Below are 15,501 nucleotides of genomic sequence, written 5' to 3' on the forward strand. Positions count from 1 at the left end.
ATTTTTTATTTGGAAAACTGATGCTTAAACCACACCTTTTTCCAGATTCTTTTTAAAATTAAGAACGTAACATTTTCTGTATATACATTCATATCGGTAGATTCAACAATTTGTGTGTCTTTTTCAGAAACATCAATGCGATATAAAAGATTGGTGTATGAGCTGAAATCGTGTAATATGAGTTCTTTTATTGACGTCTGCAACCCCTCTTTTAATTGTAAGGGAGTACTTTCTTCAGAAAAAGAAGTATCAATCCCTGCTAAACCAAAATCTTTGTTAAGTTGAATTATAAGTTCTTTATATAGCTTGGTATTGGTTACATTAGTTAATAAATCTATACTATTTTGATAATTTGGAAACATTTTCTTAATTCAGCTTGTAATTAATAAACTGCTCATCTAAGGCTTTTAAAAATTCGCTTGATACTTTAATCTTAGTCGTTCTACTAGGTAAACTCAATTCTATTTTTTCTTCAGCATCCCAAATAGTAAAATATAAACTATGTGAACCTTTATTAATAGCAAATAGGTGTTGTAATTCTTTTATAGTGTTTTCTTTTACTTCTTTTAAAGGAATTTTGATAGTAAGTTTTTTACACATTTTATCCATAATGTCATGTAATAGCAAAAACTCATTAAATCCAACTCTAGGATCACCTTTAACGCCTTCTTTATTAGTCCACCCAGGTTTGATAGTAGTTTTGATAAATAAAAATGAATTCGGAACCAAAAAATGTTTAAACTTTAAGTAATCTTCTCCAAAAATTCTAAATTCAAAACTTTCGTTGTAATCTTCTATGATAAATGAAGCCCAACCTTTTCCTGCTTTTGAAACACGGTGTTGTACATCCGTAACAATTCCTGCAAAAGAAAGCCCTAAACCTTCATACTGCGTAATATTTTTAAAATGAGCTAAGGAAGCGTTACAGAACTTTAGTTCATTTTTAAAATCATCTAACGGATGCGCAGAAATGTACATCCCAACAACTTCTTTTTCACGAGCCAATAATTCCATAGTTCCCCAAGTTTCACATTCAGGAATTAAAGGTTCAGGTAAATCAACTTCTGAAGCTTCTCCAAACAAAGAAACCTGAGATGAATTCTGATTTTCTTGAAACTTATTCCCAAAGCGAATAGCTTTTTCTAAAAAAGTTTGTCCTTTTTCATCTTTAACATAATACTGGGCTCTATGGGTTTCAGTAAAGGAATCAAAACCACCAGCTAATACTAAACCTTCAAAAGCTTTTTTGTTGGCGACACGTAAATCAACACGTTTAGCAACATCAAAAATAGAAGAATAATGCCCGTTTTCTTTACGTTCATCAATAATTGCTTTTACAGCAGAACCACCAACACCTTTAATTGCCGCCATACCAAAACGAACAGCACCATCCTTATTTACTGAAAATTTAGCATACGATTCGTTTACATCAGGTCCTAATACTTCTAATCCCATACGCTTACATTCTTCCATAAAAAACGAAACCGTTTTAATATCGTTCATGTTATTTGAAAGCACTGCAGCCATGTATTCAGCAGGGTAGTGAGCTTTTAAATAAGCGGTTTGATAAGCAATCCAAGCATAACAAGTAGAGTGCGATTTGTTAAAGGCATACGAAGCAAATGCTTCCCAGTCTTTCCAAATTTTCTCTAAGGCTTTTTCATCATGACCATTGGCTTTTGCTTGATTTACAAACTTAGGTTTCATTTTAGCTAATACCGCAGCTTGTTTTTTACCCATAGCCTTACGGAGTACATCGGCCTCACCTTTGGTAAAATCAGCTAACTTCTGTGAAAGCAACATTACTTGCTCCTGATATACGGTAATCCCATAGGTTTCCGCTAGATATTCTTCCATAGCAGGAAGATCGTACTGAATTTCTTCGTCTCCATGCTTTCTTCGGATAAAAGAAGGGATATATTCTAAAGGACCTGGACGATACAAGGCGTTCATTGCAATTAGATCTGCAAAAACCGTAGGCTTCAATTCACGCATGTATTTTTGCATTCCAGGAGATTCATATTGGAATATCCCTACAGTTTCTCCACGTTGGAACAGCGCATAAGTTTCTTCATCATCAATAGGGAAATTTTCAGGATCGAGTTCTACACCGTGACGTGCTTTTACAATTTTTACGGTATCTTTAATTAGGGTTAAGGTCTTTAATCCTAAAAAATCCATTTTTAGTAATCCTGCACTTTCTACTACCGAGTTGTCAAACTGAGTAACATACATATCAGAATCTTTCGCTAGAGATACAGGTACGAACTTGGTAATATCATCAGGAGTAATAATTACTCCACAGGCGTGAATTCCCGTATTACGAACTGAACCTTCTAAAATTCTGGCTTTGTTAATGGTTTCAGCTTCCAATCCATTACCATTGGCAATGGCTTTTAACTCGTTTACCATTTCAATTTCTTCAGAGCGAAGTTTTTCTTTTAACCCTTTCTCATCTAAAGAAAAGATTTTTTTCAACTTCATTCCTGGAATTAGTTTGGCAATTCTATCGGCTTCAAATAGCGGTAAATCTAGTACACGAGCAGTATCACGTACAGATGATTTAGCAGCCATAGTACCGTAGGTAATAATTTGTGCTACTTGGTTGGCTCCGTATTTTTCAATTACATAATCCATTACACGGCTACGACCTTCATCATCAAAATCAATATCGATATCGGGCATCGATACACGTTCAGGATTTAAGAAACGCTCAAAAAGTAAATCGTATTGAATAGGGTCTATATTGGTAATCCATAAACAGAAGGCAACTACTGAACCAGCAGCAGATCCACGTCCGGGACCTACTGATACATCCATATTACGGGCTTCTCGAATAAAGTCTTCTACAATTAAGAAATATCCAGGATACCCTGTTTTGGCTATTACATCGAGCTCAAAATCTAAACGTTCACGAATACTATCGGTAATTTCTCCGTAACGTTTTTTTGCTCCTTCATAAGTTAGGTGACGTAAAAAATTGTTTTCGCCTCGTTTTCCACCATCCTCAAGATCTTTTTCATCTCTAAACTCTTCAGGAATGTTGAAGGCAGGTAATAAAACATCACGAGCTAAACCAAAAGGCTCAACTTTATCTACAATTTCTTGAATATTGATGATAGCCTCTGGTAAATCAGCAAAGAGTTTTTTCATCTCTTCGGTAGATTTAAAGTAGTATTCCTCGTTAGGTAATCCATAACGATAACCTCTTCCTCTACCTTTAGGAGTTGCTTGTTTTTCACCGTCTTTTACACATAATAAAATATCATGTGCATTCGCATCTTCTTTACCTAAATAAAAAGTATTGTTAGTAGCAACAATTTTTACATCATGCTTTTTAGAAAAAGCAATAAGGGTTTCGTTTACGACTCTTTCATCTTCTTGTCCGTGACGCATTAATTCAATGTACAAATCATCACCGAATTGTTCTTTCCACCAAAGTAATGCTTCTTCAGCTTGGGTTTCACCGACATTTAATATTTTACTAGGAACTTCACCATATAAGTTTCCTGTTAATACAATTACGTCTTCTTTGTATTGTTCAATAACTTTTTTGTCAATTCTAGGAACATAATAGAATCCGTCAACAAACGCTATAGAAGACATTTTAGCCAAGTTGTGGTACCCTTTTTTATTTTTTGCTAGTAAAACAACTTGATATCCGTTGTCTTTTTGACTCTTATTAGTATGATCTTCACAAATATTAAATTCACAGCCTACTATAGGTTTTAAAATACTTTGTGTTGGTTCTTCTCCTTTTTCTAAAGCTTCTTTGTTAGCTGTTTCGGCAGCTTTATTATGTCCTATAACTGCTTGTACAAAGTGAAAAGCCGCCATCATATTACCAGTATCAGTCATGGCAACTGCAGACATATTATCGTTAGCAGCAGCATTTACAATGTTACCAATTTGAATGGTAGATTGTAAAACGGAGTATTGTGTATGGTTATGTAAATGAGCAAACTGAACTCCTTCAAGTTCTGCTAGTCCTTCAGCGGTAGAAATTGTATTCGCTTCTTCCGTTTCTGAAGATTTTCTTTTACGGATTTTTTCACTTTCCTTTTTTAGGTTTAAGTGTTTAAGTCCGATTACTTGTATTGGGGTTGGATTAGTTTCTGTATAATGTTGAAAATAATCTGAAGTAACATTTAATTGCTCTTCTGTATATTGACGTAAGCGAATTAATTCTAAAAAACATCGAGTCGTTGCTTCTACATCTGCAGTTGCATTATGTGCTTCTCCAAAACCAGTTCCGAATAAATGTTGGTGTAGTTCGGTAAGGGTAGGGAGTTTAAATTTTCCTCCACGACCACCAGGAATTTGACATAATTGTGCTGTGTGTTCAGTACAGGTATCTAAAACTGGTAGCTCTGTTAAATTATTTTCAACGCCTAAACGGTGAAATTCACAGCCCATAATATTGACATCAAAGCCAACATTTTGTCCAACAATAAAGGTTGTTTTTTGTAAAGCATTATTGAATAACTCTAACCCCTCACTTAATTGAATACCTTGTTCAATAGCCAAATCGGTAGATATTCCGTGTATACGTTCAGCATCATACGGAATATTAAATCCATCAGGTTGAATTAAAAAATCGTTATGCTCAATTAAGTTTCCTAACTCATCGTGTAATTGCCATGCAATTTGTACGGCTCTAGGCCAGTTACCGGTGTCGGTTATTGGAGCATTCCAGCTTTTAGGTAATCCAGTAGTTTCGGTATCAAAAATTAAATACATGGGCAATAATAGTTACTTGAAGTGTTTCTAAAAACAAAACGTAAAAATACGAAGAATTTAGATTGTTAAGTTGAGAAGTTATTAACTAGTTTTTTTGTTGAGTTAAAGGGCTGAATAGCTGATTGTAATCAAAATTCGATGTTAAGTGTAGGTTAACTTTAAAAGAATTTTAAAAAAAGTAGTTGATAATCAATTAATAAGATTTATATTTGCACTTTAATATAATATTTTTTACAATGAAAGAAGGAACAGTAAAGTTCTTCAATGAATCTAAAGGTTTTGGATTTATTACAGAGTCAGGATCAAACACAGAACATTTTGTACACGTATCAGGTTTAATCGATGAGATTAGAGAAGGTGATACTGTTGAGTTTGAACTTAAAGAAGGAAAAAAAGGATTAAACGCAGTTAGCGTTAGAGTATTATAATATATCTCAGAATTTATTTTTCTTAAGAGCCTGTTTAACAGGCTCTTTTTTATTTTAATAAAATTAGTTTTTTGCTTTTAAGTAAAAAAGATTTTATAAATTTGCGCCCACTTATCACGAGATGGTAAGATTTATTAATAACCAAGGTCGCGTACCTTAAAAATTAAAATTATGCCTGTAAAAATTAGATTACAAAGACACGGTAAAAAAGGAAAACCATTTTACTGGGTAGTAGCTGCTGATTCTAGAGCTAAAAGAGACGGTCGTTTCTTAGAAAAAATCGGAACGTACAACCCAAACACTAACCCTGCAACTATTGACTTAGATGTTGATGGAGCAGTAAAGTGGTTACAAAATGGTGCTCAACCAACTGATACTGCTAAAGCTATTTTATCATATAAAGGAGCTTTATTAAAAAATCACTTAGCTGGTGGAGTAAAAAAAGGAGCTTTAACTGAAGAGCAAGCAGAAGCTAAATTCAATGCTTGGGTAGAAGAAAAAACAAATAAAGTAGCTGGTAAAGTTGACGGTTTAGCAAAAGCAGAAGCAGATGCTAAAGCAAAAGCTTTAGAAGCTGAGAAAGCTGTAAACGAAGCACGTGTAGCTGCTGCAACTCCTGTTGCAGAAGATAGCGAGGAAGTTGCTGTTGAATCAGGTGCTGATAGCGAAGAATAAAAAACTGTACTACGATGATGCAAAAAGAAGATTGCTTTTATCTTGGCAAAATCGTTAAAAAACATAGTTTTAAGGGCGAGGTAATTATTAAGTTAGATACTGATGAACCCGATCTTTACGAAAATTTGGAATCAGTTTTTGTCGATTTAGGCAATAATCTGATTCCTTTTTTTATTGAAAAATCTGCCTTAAGTAAGGCAACAATGTTTCGAGTAAAGTTTGAAGATGTAGATACAGAGGCTGATGCCGAAGCAATTTTACGTGCAGGAATTTATTTGCCATTGGATTTGCTACCAAAACTTTCAGGAAACAAATTTTACTATCATGAAGTAATTGGTTTTACGATAATAGATGTATCTTTTGGAGAAGTAGGTGACATTGTAAGTATTAATGACTCTTCTGCCCAACCTTTATTTGAAATTGATAGAGAAGGTAAAGAGATTTTTATTCCTATGATTGATGACTTTATAAAAAAAGTAGATAGAGAGAATAAAACTATAGAAGTTGAAACTCCAGAAGGGTTAATTGATTTGTACTTGAGTTAAAAAACATACTCAAATACACAATCTTCTCCATTTTCAAAAACTTGTTGCATTCCAATAAATTCAAAACCTAAATTTTTTAATAGTTTTTGAGATTTTTCATTTTTAGGCATGGTTAAAGCTAGTACTTTTTCTTGTTTAAACTTAGTACGAACGTATTCTATAATTAATTTTGTGGACTCTGTAGCATATCCCTTACCTCTTCCTCCAGGTAAAAAAGCATAGCCAATATCAATAAAATCTAATTTGTCTCTTTGTAGCGCAGTTGAAGCTCCAATAGGTTTGTTAGTTTCTTTTAAGATTACGGTAAAAAAACCTAATCCACCTAATTTTGAATTTTTAAATAAAATATCTTTTAAATAAACACGAGTTTCTTCAATAGATTTTAAATTTTTATCACCTATAAACTGAATCCAGTCCGGATCGTTAAATAGTTGAAAGTAAAAAGGAGCATCACTCACTAGAGCCTCCTTAATAATTAATCGTTCGCTTTCTAATAACATAGCCTAAATATAAATTAAAAATGTACTTTTGCGAAGCAAAAAAAGAATAAAATGAGTTTATTACAAGAGTTACAAGATAGAAGTGGAAATCAATGCGAGTTATGCGGATCAAAAAGCGATTTGTCAATTTATGAAGTACCACCAATTTCAACGGGAGGAGTTGACGGTAGTTTGTTGGCTTGTAGTACTTGTACTGAGCAAATTGAAGATGCAGATAAGATAGATGCAAACCATTGGCGTTGTTTGAACGATAGTATGTGGAGTGAGTATAGAGCAGTAAAAGTTATGGCTTGGAGAATGTTACACCGTGTTAAAAAAGACGGATGGTCGCAAGATTTGTTAGATATGATGTATTTAGAAGATGAGGAATTGCGTTTTGCTGAAGCTACAGGAGAACATTTAGATGAAAGTGAAAAAATAATTCATAGAGATGTAAACGGTGCTATTTTACAGGCGGGCGATAGTGTAGTATTGATTAAAGATTTAAAAGTAAAAGGTTCTAGTATGGTAGCAAAACAAGGAACGGCTGTACGTAGAATTTCGTTAGATCCTGAAAATGCTAAATATATTGAAGGTAAAGTAGGAGCTACTCAAATCGTGATTATTACCGATTATGTAAAGAAAATGGCTGAAAAGGAATAGATTCAGTTTGAAAGAAGTTGAGTTTTTAAAGTTTCAAAGTTTAAGATTTTACTTTGAAACTTTGAAACTAATTATTTCTCTGTGTTATAAAATACTTTATAAAACTTCATTTTTTTGTCTTCATCATATCCTTGTTCTAAATATTCGGCAGAAGCATCAGGAGCATCAACATCAATTTTAATTTGGATATTGGTGTCTAGTTTAATTTCTGTTTTAAACTTACTTTTTTCCTTTTTTAAAACCACATCAGAGACTTCGAAGTTATTACGTATTAATACGTCATTTAACTTTTCAAAGTGTTGCTTGTAGTCTTCAAACATGTCTTTATGCTTGTCCTCTTCAAAAATTTCATCTTTAAACCCGTGGTAGTCTACACTTTCGTGCTCCTTAAAGTAATCAACAGTATTGGCTAAAAATGTACTTTGTTCTTGTTTACCTAATTCAGGTTTTAGAATTTCTTCAGAAAACTCCTTACACATTTCAAGGTAGTTTTGGGTATGCAAGTTACGATCATCAGCATACTTTACACTTAAAAAATTCTTTATCCAGTATTGAGCATCGTATTGGTTGTTGTCTACTGATAAAACAACAGTTCCCTCTGCATCAGTAGAGTTTAAAATTAAACAACCCTTATCCAATCTTTTGGTTGAAATTCCTTTTTGTACCACTACATCAAAACTATCATCATCTAAATAGGTTTGAAAGAAATCTACTTTACTTTCAATTTTAAAAACTCCAACAGCTTCAGTTAAAACATCTTTATACTCTATACCTTCAAAATAGGCAACAATAACATCACCAGTTTTAATATTGGCAGAGTTTGATTGCTCGTATAGGTGGTTTACAATGTTTTTAGAGTGTTCAATAAAAACCTCATTATTATCATCTTCAAAAATATCAGCAGCGTATTTATTTATTTCGTTTAGTCGAACATCTGCATGATGACTAAAACGGTAACTTTGCGTAACAGCCCCGAAAGGTTTTAATAAAAAAGGAAGTAATAATTCGTAGCTCTCTTCATCAAAACGAACTAAACTTTCTGAAAAAGCATTTTGTCCACTATTATACTTATTCCCTACTTTGTGAATAATACACTTATTAATTTCGGTACGAGTTCTTTTAATCATCTTCTAAAAAATTGGAAGACAAAAATAGAAAAATTAAAGTTCGAATTTTAATTGTTCAGGTAACAATTTAAATGATTTTCGATGATAAGGAGTCGCTCCAAACTGACGAATAGCTTCGCGGTGCTCTTTAGTTGGATATCCTTTGTTTTTTTCCCAGTTATATTGAGGGAATTCTTGATGAATTTTTTCCATATACTCATCACGATAAGTTTTTGCAAGTACAGACGCAGCTGCTATACTCATAAATTTAGCATCACCTTTTACAATAGTTTGATGAGGGATCTCTTTAAAAGGTTTGAATTTGTTTCCGTCAACAATAATAAACTCAGGTTGCATAGCTAATTGTTCTATTGAACGGTGCATTCCTGTAATTGACGCTTGTAATACATTTAGTTCGTCAACCTCTTCTTGATGGATAAATGAGACTCCGAAAGCAAGCGCGTGTTCTTCAATATAAGGTCGAAGTTTTTGTCGTTTTTTTTCAGAAATCTGTTTAGAGTCATTTAATAACTCGTGTTTAAAGTCGTCAGGTAAGATAACCGCTGCAGCTACAACTGGGCCTGATAAACAGCCTCTACCAGCTTCATCTGTTCCTGCTTCAAATTTATGTCCGCTATAATTTAATTGCAACATGCTACAAATTAACAGATTTCAAAGAAATTAATCGTGATTTTTGTCGTTAAATTATTTTACTTTTGTTGCTATGAAGAAAAATATCTTAGTATTTTTTTGTTTGATAAGTGTTCAGGTAATTTTTGCCCAAATAAGAACAGTTGATGGAGGTTTTGGGAAAATTCCAGGAAGAGATACAGATTCACTACCTGATAATGAAATAAATGTAAAGCTTAGTGGAAAAACCAAGTACACTGATTATAAAATTATATCACACAAAAATGATACTACGATTGTAGACACAACATTAACCATTCAAAAAGAGTATAAGTTCAATTTTTTAAGAAAAGATAATTTTGAATTGTTGGCTTTTCATAATCAAGGGCAAACGTTTAATAATTTAGGATACGATTATACAAATATTTCACAATTTCCAGATATAGGATTTAGAGCAAAAATGTTCAATTATTTTGATATTGAAGATGTGAATTATTACCATGTGCCTACACCTACAACGGAAATTATGTACCGAACTGGTTTGGAACAGGGGCAGGTATTAGATGCGCTTTTTACTACAAACTTTTCCAAGCGATTTAACTTAGCTATAGCCTATAAAGGACTTCGTTCACTGGGTACTTATAGACGTTCTTTGGCTAGTACAGGTAATTTTAGAGTAAGCTTTAGCTATGAGACTCCTAAGGGGCAATATGCTATAAGAGGACATGCTGTAAATCAAGATTTTTTTAACCAGGAAAATGGAGGGTTGACAGAGACATCATTAGAAGCGTTTATAGCTGATGACCCTAATTTTAGTGGGAATAGAGGTAGGATGGATGTGAACCTGAATACTGCTGAAAGTAATTTAGATGCCAAAAGATTATACTTTGAACATACTTTTAAGTTACTTTCTTCAAAAGATAGTGTAAGTCAAAAAGATTTTTCTAATTTAAAACTAGGACATTCATTTACGAGAGATTCAAAGTTTTATCGTTTTAATCAAGGTACAGCTTCAGATATGTTTGGTGATGCAAACATTTCAAGTAATATAAATAATAAAACTATTTACTTGCTGTATAACAACCAGTTTTTTGTAGATTTTAATTCAAAATATGTCTTGGGAAAATTCCGTGTAAAAACAGAATTATCAAACTACACGTATGGGTATGAAAACTTACAGAATAATACGGTTGGAATAACAAAAAATAAGTTGAAGGGAGATGCCATATCTTTTGGAGCTGATTGGAATGGAAGAATTGGGAATTTTCATGTCAATGCTTCAGGTAGCCTAACACCGGGAAGTGGGCGATTATCAGGGAATAACTTTTTTGGAGAAGCTTTTTATAAGAAAGACAGTGTACTGACTGTAAAAGGAAGAATGGGAATTAGTAATAAATCACCTGATTTTAATTTCTTATTGCATCAAAGTAGTTATGATGATTATAACTGGGAAAATAATTTTTCTCAAATAGGAACACGTTCTTTAGGAGGAGTTATTGATTCTAAATGGGGGAATGCTTCGTTAGATATTACCAACATTAGTAATTATACGTATTTTGATGAGAACGGACAACCGCAACAGTTTTCAGGAGATGTTAATTATTTAAAAGCAAAAGCATCTAAAGAATTTACCTTCGGAAAGTTTGCTTTAGATAATACCTTAATGTATCAAAAAGTAGCAAGTGGAAATAGTGTTTTTAGAGTTCCAGAATTTGTTACTCGTAATACACTTTATTATACTGATGAATGGTTTAAAGGGAAACCATTGTTAGTACAAATAGGAGCGACGTTTAAGTATTTTTCAGAATATAAAGCGAATTCATATAATCCATTGTTAGCTGAATTCACCTTACAAAATGATACAGAAATAGGATATCCAACGCTAGATTTGTTTTTTAACGCACGGGTTCGTAGAACTCGAATTTACTTTAAAGCAGACAACATAAGTTCTTTTGTGTTAAAAAAGAATTATTTTTCGGCTCCGAATTATCCATATAGAGATTTCGTAATTCGTTTTGGAGTAGTGTGGAACTGGTTTATATAAAATGAAAGAGAAATTACGACAAAACTGGAAGTTGTTTTTAATAGCAAGTTTAACTTTAGGTTTAGCGCCTTTTAGACCACCACATATTGTAGGGAAGTTACAATGGATAGCAGGAGGGAATGCTTTTTCAGGAGAACACGCTATGCAGTTTATGGATTGGTTTGATGTATTTTTACATGGAACTCCTTGGGTACTTTTAATTGTATCAATTATTTTACATGTTTTCAGGAAAATATAATTCCATTTCAGGTAAAAAACGCCCTTTAATACTGCTTTTACGTTTATCAATTACCTTAAAACCATGTTTTAAATAAAATGATTCTGAGTTAGGATCTGATAAAACATTCAATACGGCACAAGATTCTCTTCTGCAGTAGTCTTTAGCATGTTCTAAAAGTTTAGAACCAATACCTTGATTTATGAAATTAGGAGAAATAAATAAAAAATCTAAAAAGCTTGTTCTAATATTAGCTCTGTGTAAAACATAAAATCCGGCTGTAATATCGTTAACTTGAAATTTATAAATATTACAATCATTAAACATTTTAGAGGTAACGGTTAACTCATTCTTCCACTTCTCTATTTGATCTTTAGAGTATCCCCAGTGTGCTTTAGAGCTTAAAGCAATTTCAGTTAATAAATCAGTATCTTGTATTTGAGCTTTTACAATCATAAAAAAAGAACCTCACGAAAGGTGAGGTTTATAAATGTTATTCTTTAGAAGCTAGTTCTTTAATTTTAATTCTAAATGCAGCAAATAACAATGTAGTAAACGGGCTTAACCAATTAAACATGGCGTAAAAAGCATAATCTATTACAGGAACACCTAAAACACCAGAGTGATAAGCTCCACAAGTATTCCAAGGAATTAAAACAGAAGTAACAGTACCTGAATCTTCTAAAGTTCTACTTAAGTTTTCAGGGGCTAAACCTTTGTCTCTATAGGCTTGCGCGTACATTTTTCCTGGTACTACAATTGCCAAATATTGGTCAGAAGCTGTAAAGTTTAAACCAATACAAGTGGCAACGGTACTGGCAAACAATCCAAATACTGAATCAAATAAACTTAACATAAAACTACTGATTTTAGCTAAGGCTCCGATAGCATCCATAACCCCACCAAAAACCATTGCTAATAAAATTAACCATACGGTTCCTAACATCTTTTTCATTCCCCCAGCAGTAAATAAATCCTTTAATACTTCATTATCAGTAGCTACAGAAGTTTCTACGGTTATAGCTTGCATTATTCCTTTATAAGCAGATTCAAAATCTAACTTTTCAACTCCAGAAATTTGAGCAACTACATGAGGTTGGAAAATCAAAGCGAAAGCACCGCCGAATATAGTTCCAGCTAAAAGAGCTATTAAAGGAGGTGTTTTTTTTATGATAAGGATGATTACAAGTATAGGAACTATAAATAACCATGGAGTAATATTAAAGGCTTTGTCAATATCGTTTAGCATTAGCTGTGTGTTAGCTTCACCAGTGGTTGTTTGTGTAAAGCCAAGGATAATAAAAAAGATAATGGTTACAATAAATGTAGGTACTGTAGTGTAGGCCATGTATCTTATATGTGTAAATAAATCTGTACCAGCCATAGCAGGAGCTAGATTAGTAGTGTCAGACATAGGTGACATTTTATCTCCAAAATATGCACCAGATAAAACAGCGCCAGCTGTCATTCCTAAAGAAATACCTAACGCTTCACCAATTCCTATTAAGGCGATACCAACAGTCGCAGCTGTTGTCCAAGAGCTACCTGTAGCAATAGAGATTACAGCACAAATAATTAAACATGCTACTAAAAATATGGTAGGGTTTAAAATTTGTAAGCCATAATAAATCATTGAAGGTATAATTCCACTTATTAACCAAGTTCCAGCTAAAGAACCTACCATTAAAAGTATTAAAATAGCACCTGCGGTAGATTTTATGTTTTCAGCAACCTCTTCAATCATTCTTTCGTAGGAAACTTTGTTCCTAAAACCTACAATAGCTGCGACTGCACCACCCAATAATAAAATAAACTGATTACTACCACTTAAAGCATCGTCTCCAAATACATACACATTGTACGCTAGCATTACAATCAGAGCAAAAACAGGAATCAAAGCTTCCCAAATACTCAACTCTTTATTTTGAATTATTTTTTGATCTTCTATTTCAATTTCAGATAGGTTTTTGTCGTCTTGCATGTGTGATATTTTTTTAGGCTTGTAATGTTACGACTTTGTAAAGAATTACACAAATGTAATCAGTTGAGAATCTAGTTACTATTTAACATATCAAGTATAATAGGCTTTAACCCACTAAAGAAGAATTCAACCGCAATTACCATAACTATAAGCCCCATTAACCTCATCATAACATTTATACCAGTTTGCCCCAGTATTTTAATGATTTTTGAGGAGCTATATAAAATTAGGTATGTTGCTACAATTACTAAAAAAGCAGCAATGATTAATGCCAGTTTCATTTCAAAAGATTTAGCATATTCCATCATCACAATAGCATTGGTTAAGGCACCTGGACCACAAATCATTGGTATTGCTAATGGAGTAACAGAAATGTCGTTAACATATGTTTTAACTTCAGAGCTACTTAGTTTTACTTTCCCTAATCTTGCTTGAAGCATATCCATACCCATTAAAAAGAAAATTACTCCACCAACAACTCTAAAGCTGTTTACAGAGATTCCAAAAAAGTTAAATAACAGTTGACCAGAGAAAGCAAAAATTAAGATAGTTATAAAACTAACTATGGAAGCTTTTTTTGCAGTTTGATTTCTGCTTTCCTTGTCTAAATCAGCTGTCATGGTCATGAAAATTGGCATAGTACCCAACGGGTTAATCAGGGTAAAAAATGAGGTAAAAGATAAAACGCCAAAAGTGATTATTTCGTTCATAGTTCTAGGTTAAAGTATGTCAATTTCTTTCATACAGGCATTTATCATTTGATAAGTGCGTTCTATATCGTTATCTAACCCGATAGAAAAACGAATCAATCCATCAGTAAGTCCCATTTTTTTCTGCTCACCTAAAGGGATTTCTGATGAGGTTGAAGTACCAGGAGCAGAGAATAAGGTTTTATAAAAACCTAAACTTACGGCCAAGTAACCTAAGTTACGTTCTTGCATTAATTCCATTAAAGCATTTGCTTTATCTAAAGAGCCAACATCAATGGTTAATATTCCTCCAAAACCATATTCTTCATTCATCATTGATTTGAAAGTTTTGTGTGAAGGGTGTGACTCTAATCCAGGGTATACAGTTTTTAATCCGTCAGCTTCAAATTTTTCAGCTAAATAACTGGCATTTTTGCTGTGCTGTTTTATGCGAATATGTAAAGTTCTCATGTTTTTTAAGATAGATGCAGCTCGCATTGAATCCATCGAAGCACCCAGTAACATACTAGCCCCATCAATCACACTTTTTTGAGAATTGATAAAATCTGTAGTTCCACAAATAACTCCTCCCATAGTATCTGAAGAACCGTTGATGAATTTTGTTAAGCTGTGAATAACAATATCAGCTCCCAACTGAGCTGGAGAAATTGATAGCGGAGAAAATGTATTGTCTACAACTAACTGTAAATTATATTTTTTAGCTAAGGTTGATAGCGCTTTTATATCGGCAACCTCTAATAATGGGTTGCTTACTGTTTCACAGTATATCATTTTAGTTTTTTTTGTGATCGCTGCTTCAATTACATCTAGTTTTGTAATATCAACAAAGGAAGTTTGGATACCCATTCGAGGTGTAAAGTTTTTCAAAAAAGCATAAGTTCCCCCATAAATAGTTCTGCTTGAAACAATATGGTCTCCAGTTTCACAGATTTGTAAGATGGTAGGAGTAATGGCTCCCATACCTGTTGCAGAAACATTAGCTGTCTCAGTTCCTTCCATAGCTGCTAAAGCTTCGGATAGGTATAAGTTTGAAGGAGATGAGTGACGAGAGTATAAATAACAACCATCCGTATTTCCTTCAAAAGTATCAAACATAGTTTTTGCTGATAAAAAAGTGTAAGTAGAAGAATCAGATATAGATGGGTTTACACCACCAAATTCTCCAAAATATTGTAGGTCTTGTATGTTGTTTGCAGGTTTAAATTTCATATCTATTAAGGTTAATTATTAGTGACAACTAAAGTTAGTTTTAATTGTTTAAAAATCAATATAAAGTATAGTAT

Annotated in this window: 15 protein-coding genes; 6 read left to right on the forward strand and 9 right to left on the reverse strand. The window is 33.1% G+C overall.

The features are described 5' to 3' along the window. Positions 1-5: 5 nt before the first annotated feature. Both C7448_RS13205 and dnaE read right to left on the reverse strand, forming a co-directional pair. Entirely contained in the window at positions 6-362 is a 357-nt protein-coding gene (locus C7448_RS13205) for a hypothetical protein (protein ID WP_115901860.1), read from the reverse strand. A 4-nt stretch (positions 363-366) separates the two neighbouring features. Further along, positions 367-4,740: a DNA polymerase III subunit alpha gene (gene dnaE, locus C7448_RS13210; protein WP_115901861.1), complete on the reverse strand. Its 4,374-nt coding sequence runs from the start codon at positions 4,738-4,740 to the stop codon at positions 367-369. A gap of 236 nt (positions 4,741-4,976) precedes the next feature. Between dnaE and C7448_RS13215 the strand changes: the two genes are divergently transcribed. The 3 genes from C7448_RS13215 (at position 4,977) to rimM (ending at position 6,388) form a co-directional block, all read left to right on the forward strand. Beyond that, the gene (locus tag C7448_RS13215; RefSeq protein ID WP_028891302.1) at positions 4,977-5,168 is read left to right on the forward strand and encodes a cold-shock protein; all 192 of its coding nucleotides are present in this window, start codon (positions 4,977-4,979) and stop codon (positions 5,166-5,168) included. Between the two features lie 171 nt (positions 5,169-5,339). Beyond that, positions 5,340-5,843, forward strand: a complete 504-nt coding sequence (locus C7448_RS13220) for a 30S ribosomal protein S16 (protein WP_115901862.1) — start codon at positions 5,340-5,342, stop codon at positions 5,841-5,843. A gap of 17 nt (positions 5,844-5,860) precedes the next feature. After that, a complete protein-coding gene (gene rimM, locus C7448_RS13225; protein WP_115901927.1) occupies positions 5,861-6,388 on the forward strand; it encodes a ribosome maturation factor RimM in 528 nt (175 codons plus the stop codon). Here rimM and C7448_RS13230 read toward each other — a convergent pair. Continuing rightward, positions 6,385-6,888 (reverse strand): GNAT family N-acetyltransferase, encoded by a 504-nt coding sequence (locus C7448_RS13230; protein ID WP_115901863.1) that lies wholly within the window; start codon positions 6,886-6,888, stop codon positions 6,385-6,387. The two genes, rimM and C7448_RS13230, sit on opposite strands and share 4 nt — an antisense overlap. Positions 6,889-6,939: 51 nt before the next feature. On the opposite strand from C7448_RS13230, the gene C7448_RS13235 reads away from it, so the two are divergent. Further along, positions 6,940-7,530, forward strand: a complete 591-nt coding sequence (locus tag C7448_RS13235; protein WP_115901864.1) for a PhnA domain-containing protein — start codon at positions 6,940-6,942, stop codon at positions 7,528-7,530. 71 nt (positions 7,531-7,601) lie between these two features. On the opposite strand, the gene C7448_RS13240 is transcribed toward C7448_RS13235, so the two are convergent. Next, entirely contained in the window at positions 7,602-8,657 is a 1,056-nt protein-coding gene (locus C7448_RS13240) for a nucleoid-associated protein (protein WP_115901865.1), read from the reverse strand. Between the two features lie 33 nt (positions 8,658-8,690). Then, positions 8,691-9,290 carry a ribonuclease HII gene (locus C7448_RS13245; RefSeq protein WP_115901866.1) on the reverse strand — a complete coding sequence of 200 codons (600 nt, stop codon included), beginning with the start codon at positions 9,288-9,290 and terminating at the stop codon, positions 8,691-8,693. A gap of 70 nt (positions 9,291-9,360) precedes the next feature. Here C7448_RS13245 and C7448_RS13250 point away from each other — a divergent pair, with 70 nt between their 5' ends. Continuing rightward, positions 9,361-11,310: a putative porin gene (locus tag C7448_RS13250; RefSeq protein ID WP_115901867.1), complete on the forward strand. Its 1,950-nt coding sequence runs from the start codon at positions 9,361-9,363 to the stop codon at positions 11,308-11,310. 1 nt (position 11,311) lies between these two features. Continuing rightward, entirely contained in the window at positions 11,312-11,548 is a 237-nt protein-coding gene (locus C7448_RS13255; RefSeq protein ID WP_115901868.1) for a hypothetical protein, read from the forward strand. Here the strand turns inward: C7448_RS13255 and C7448_RS13260 are convergent. The 4 genes from C7448_RS13260 to C7448_RS13275 all read right to left on the reverse strand — a co-directional run bounded on the left by C7448_RS13260 (position 11,525) and on the right by C7448_RS13275 (position 15,427). Further along, complete coding sequence (locus C7448_RS13260; protein ID WP_115901869.1) at positions 11,525-11,983, reverse strand: GNAT family N-acetyltransferase; 459 nt, start codon at positions 11,981-11,983, stop codon at positions 11,525-11,527. The two genes, C7448_RS13255 and C7448_RS13260, sit on opposite strands and share 24 nt — an antisense overlap. Before the next feature lie 37 nt (positions 11,984-12,020). Next, positions 12,021-13,508: a Na+/H+ antiporter NhaC gene (nhaC, locus tag C7448_RS13265; protein ID WP_115901870.1), complete on the reverse strand. Its 1,488-nt coding sequence runs from the start codon at positions 13,506-13,508 to the stop codon at positions 12,021-12,023. A 71-nt stretch (positions 13,509-13,579) separates the two neighbouring features. Beyond that, the gene (locus C7448_RS13270; protein ID WP_115901871.1) at positions 13,580-14,218 is read right to left on the reverse strand and encodes a MarC family protein; all 639 of its coding nucleotides are present in this window, start codon (positions 14,216-14,218) and stop codon (positions 13,580-13,582) included. A gap of 9 nt (positions 14,219-14,227) precedes the next feature. Next, a complete protein-coding gene (locus tag C7448_RS13275) occupies positions 14,228-15,427 on the reverse strand; it encodes an aminotransferase class I/II-fold pyridoxal phosphate-dependent enzyme (protein WP_115901872.1) in 1,200 nt (399 codons plus the stop codon). Positions 15,428-15,501: the final 74 nt, after the last annotated feature.

It is taken from the genome of Tenacibaculum gallaicum (genome assembly GCF_003387615.1).
Taxonomy (GTDB): domain Bacteria; phylum Bacteroidota; class Bacteroidia; order Flavobacteriales; family Flavobacteriaceae; genus Polaribacter; species Polaribacter gallaicus.

Coding starts and splice junctions, on each gene's coding strand:
- C7448_RS13205 (WP_115901860.1), bottom strand. CDS start 362: ATGTTTCCAAATTATCAAAATAGTATAGATTTATTAACTAATGTAACC.
- dnaE (WP_115901861.1), bottom strand. CDS start 4,740: ATGTATTTAATTTTTGATACCGAAACTACTGGATTACCTAAAAGCTGG.
- C7448_RS13215 (WP_028891302.1), top strand. CDS start 4,977: ATGAAAGAAGGAACAGTAAAGTTCTTCAATGAATCTAAAGGTTTTGGA.
- C7448_RS13220 (WP_115901862.1), top strand. CDS start 5,340: ATGCCTGTAAAAATTAGATTACAAAGACACGGTAAAAAAGGAAAACCA.
- rimM (WP_115901927.1), top strand. CDS start 5,861: ATGCAAAAAGAAGATTGCTTTTATCTTGGCAAAATCGTTAAAAAACAT.
- C7448_RS13230 (WP_115901863.1), bottom strand. CDS start 6,888: ATGTTATTAGAAAGCGAACGATTAATTATTAAGGAGGCTCTAGTGAGT.
- C7448_RS13235 (WP_115901864.1), top strand. CDS start 6,940: ATGAGTTTATTACAAGAGTTACAAGATAGAAGTGGAAATCAATGCGAG.
- C7448_RS13240 (WP_115901865.1), bottom strand. CDS start 8,657: ATGATTAAAAGAACTCGTACCGAAATTAATAAGTGTATTATTCACAAA.
- C7448_RS13245 (WP_115901866.1), bottom strand. CDS start 9,290: ATGTTGCAATTAAATTATAGCGGACATAAATTTGAAGCAGGAACAGAT.
- C7448_RS13250 (WP_115901867.1), top strand. CDS start 9,361: ATGAAGAAAAATATCTTAGTATTTTTTTGTTTGATAAGTGTTCAGGTA.
- C7448_RS13255 (WP_115901868.1), top strand. CDS start 11,312: ATGAAAGAGAAATTACGACAAAACTGGAAGTTGTTTTTAATAGCAAGT.
- C7448_RS13260 (WP_115901869.1), bottom strand. CDS start 11,983: ATGATTGTAAAAGCTCAAATACAAGATACTGATTTATTAACTGAAATT.
- nhaC (WP_115901870.1), bottom strand. CDS start 13,508: ATGCAAGACGACAAAAACCTATCTGAAATTGAAATAGAAGATCAAAAA.
- C7448_RS13270 (WP_115901871.1), bottom strand. CDS start 14,218: ATGAACGAAATAATCACTTTTGGCGTTTTATCTTTTACCTCATTTTTT.
- C7448_RS13275 (WP_115901872.1), bottom strand. CDS start 15,427: ATGAAATTTAAACCTGCAAACAACATACAAGACCTACAATATTTTGGA.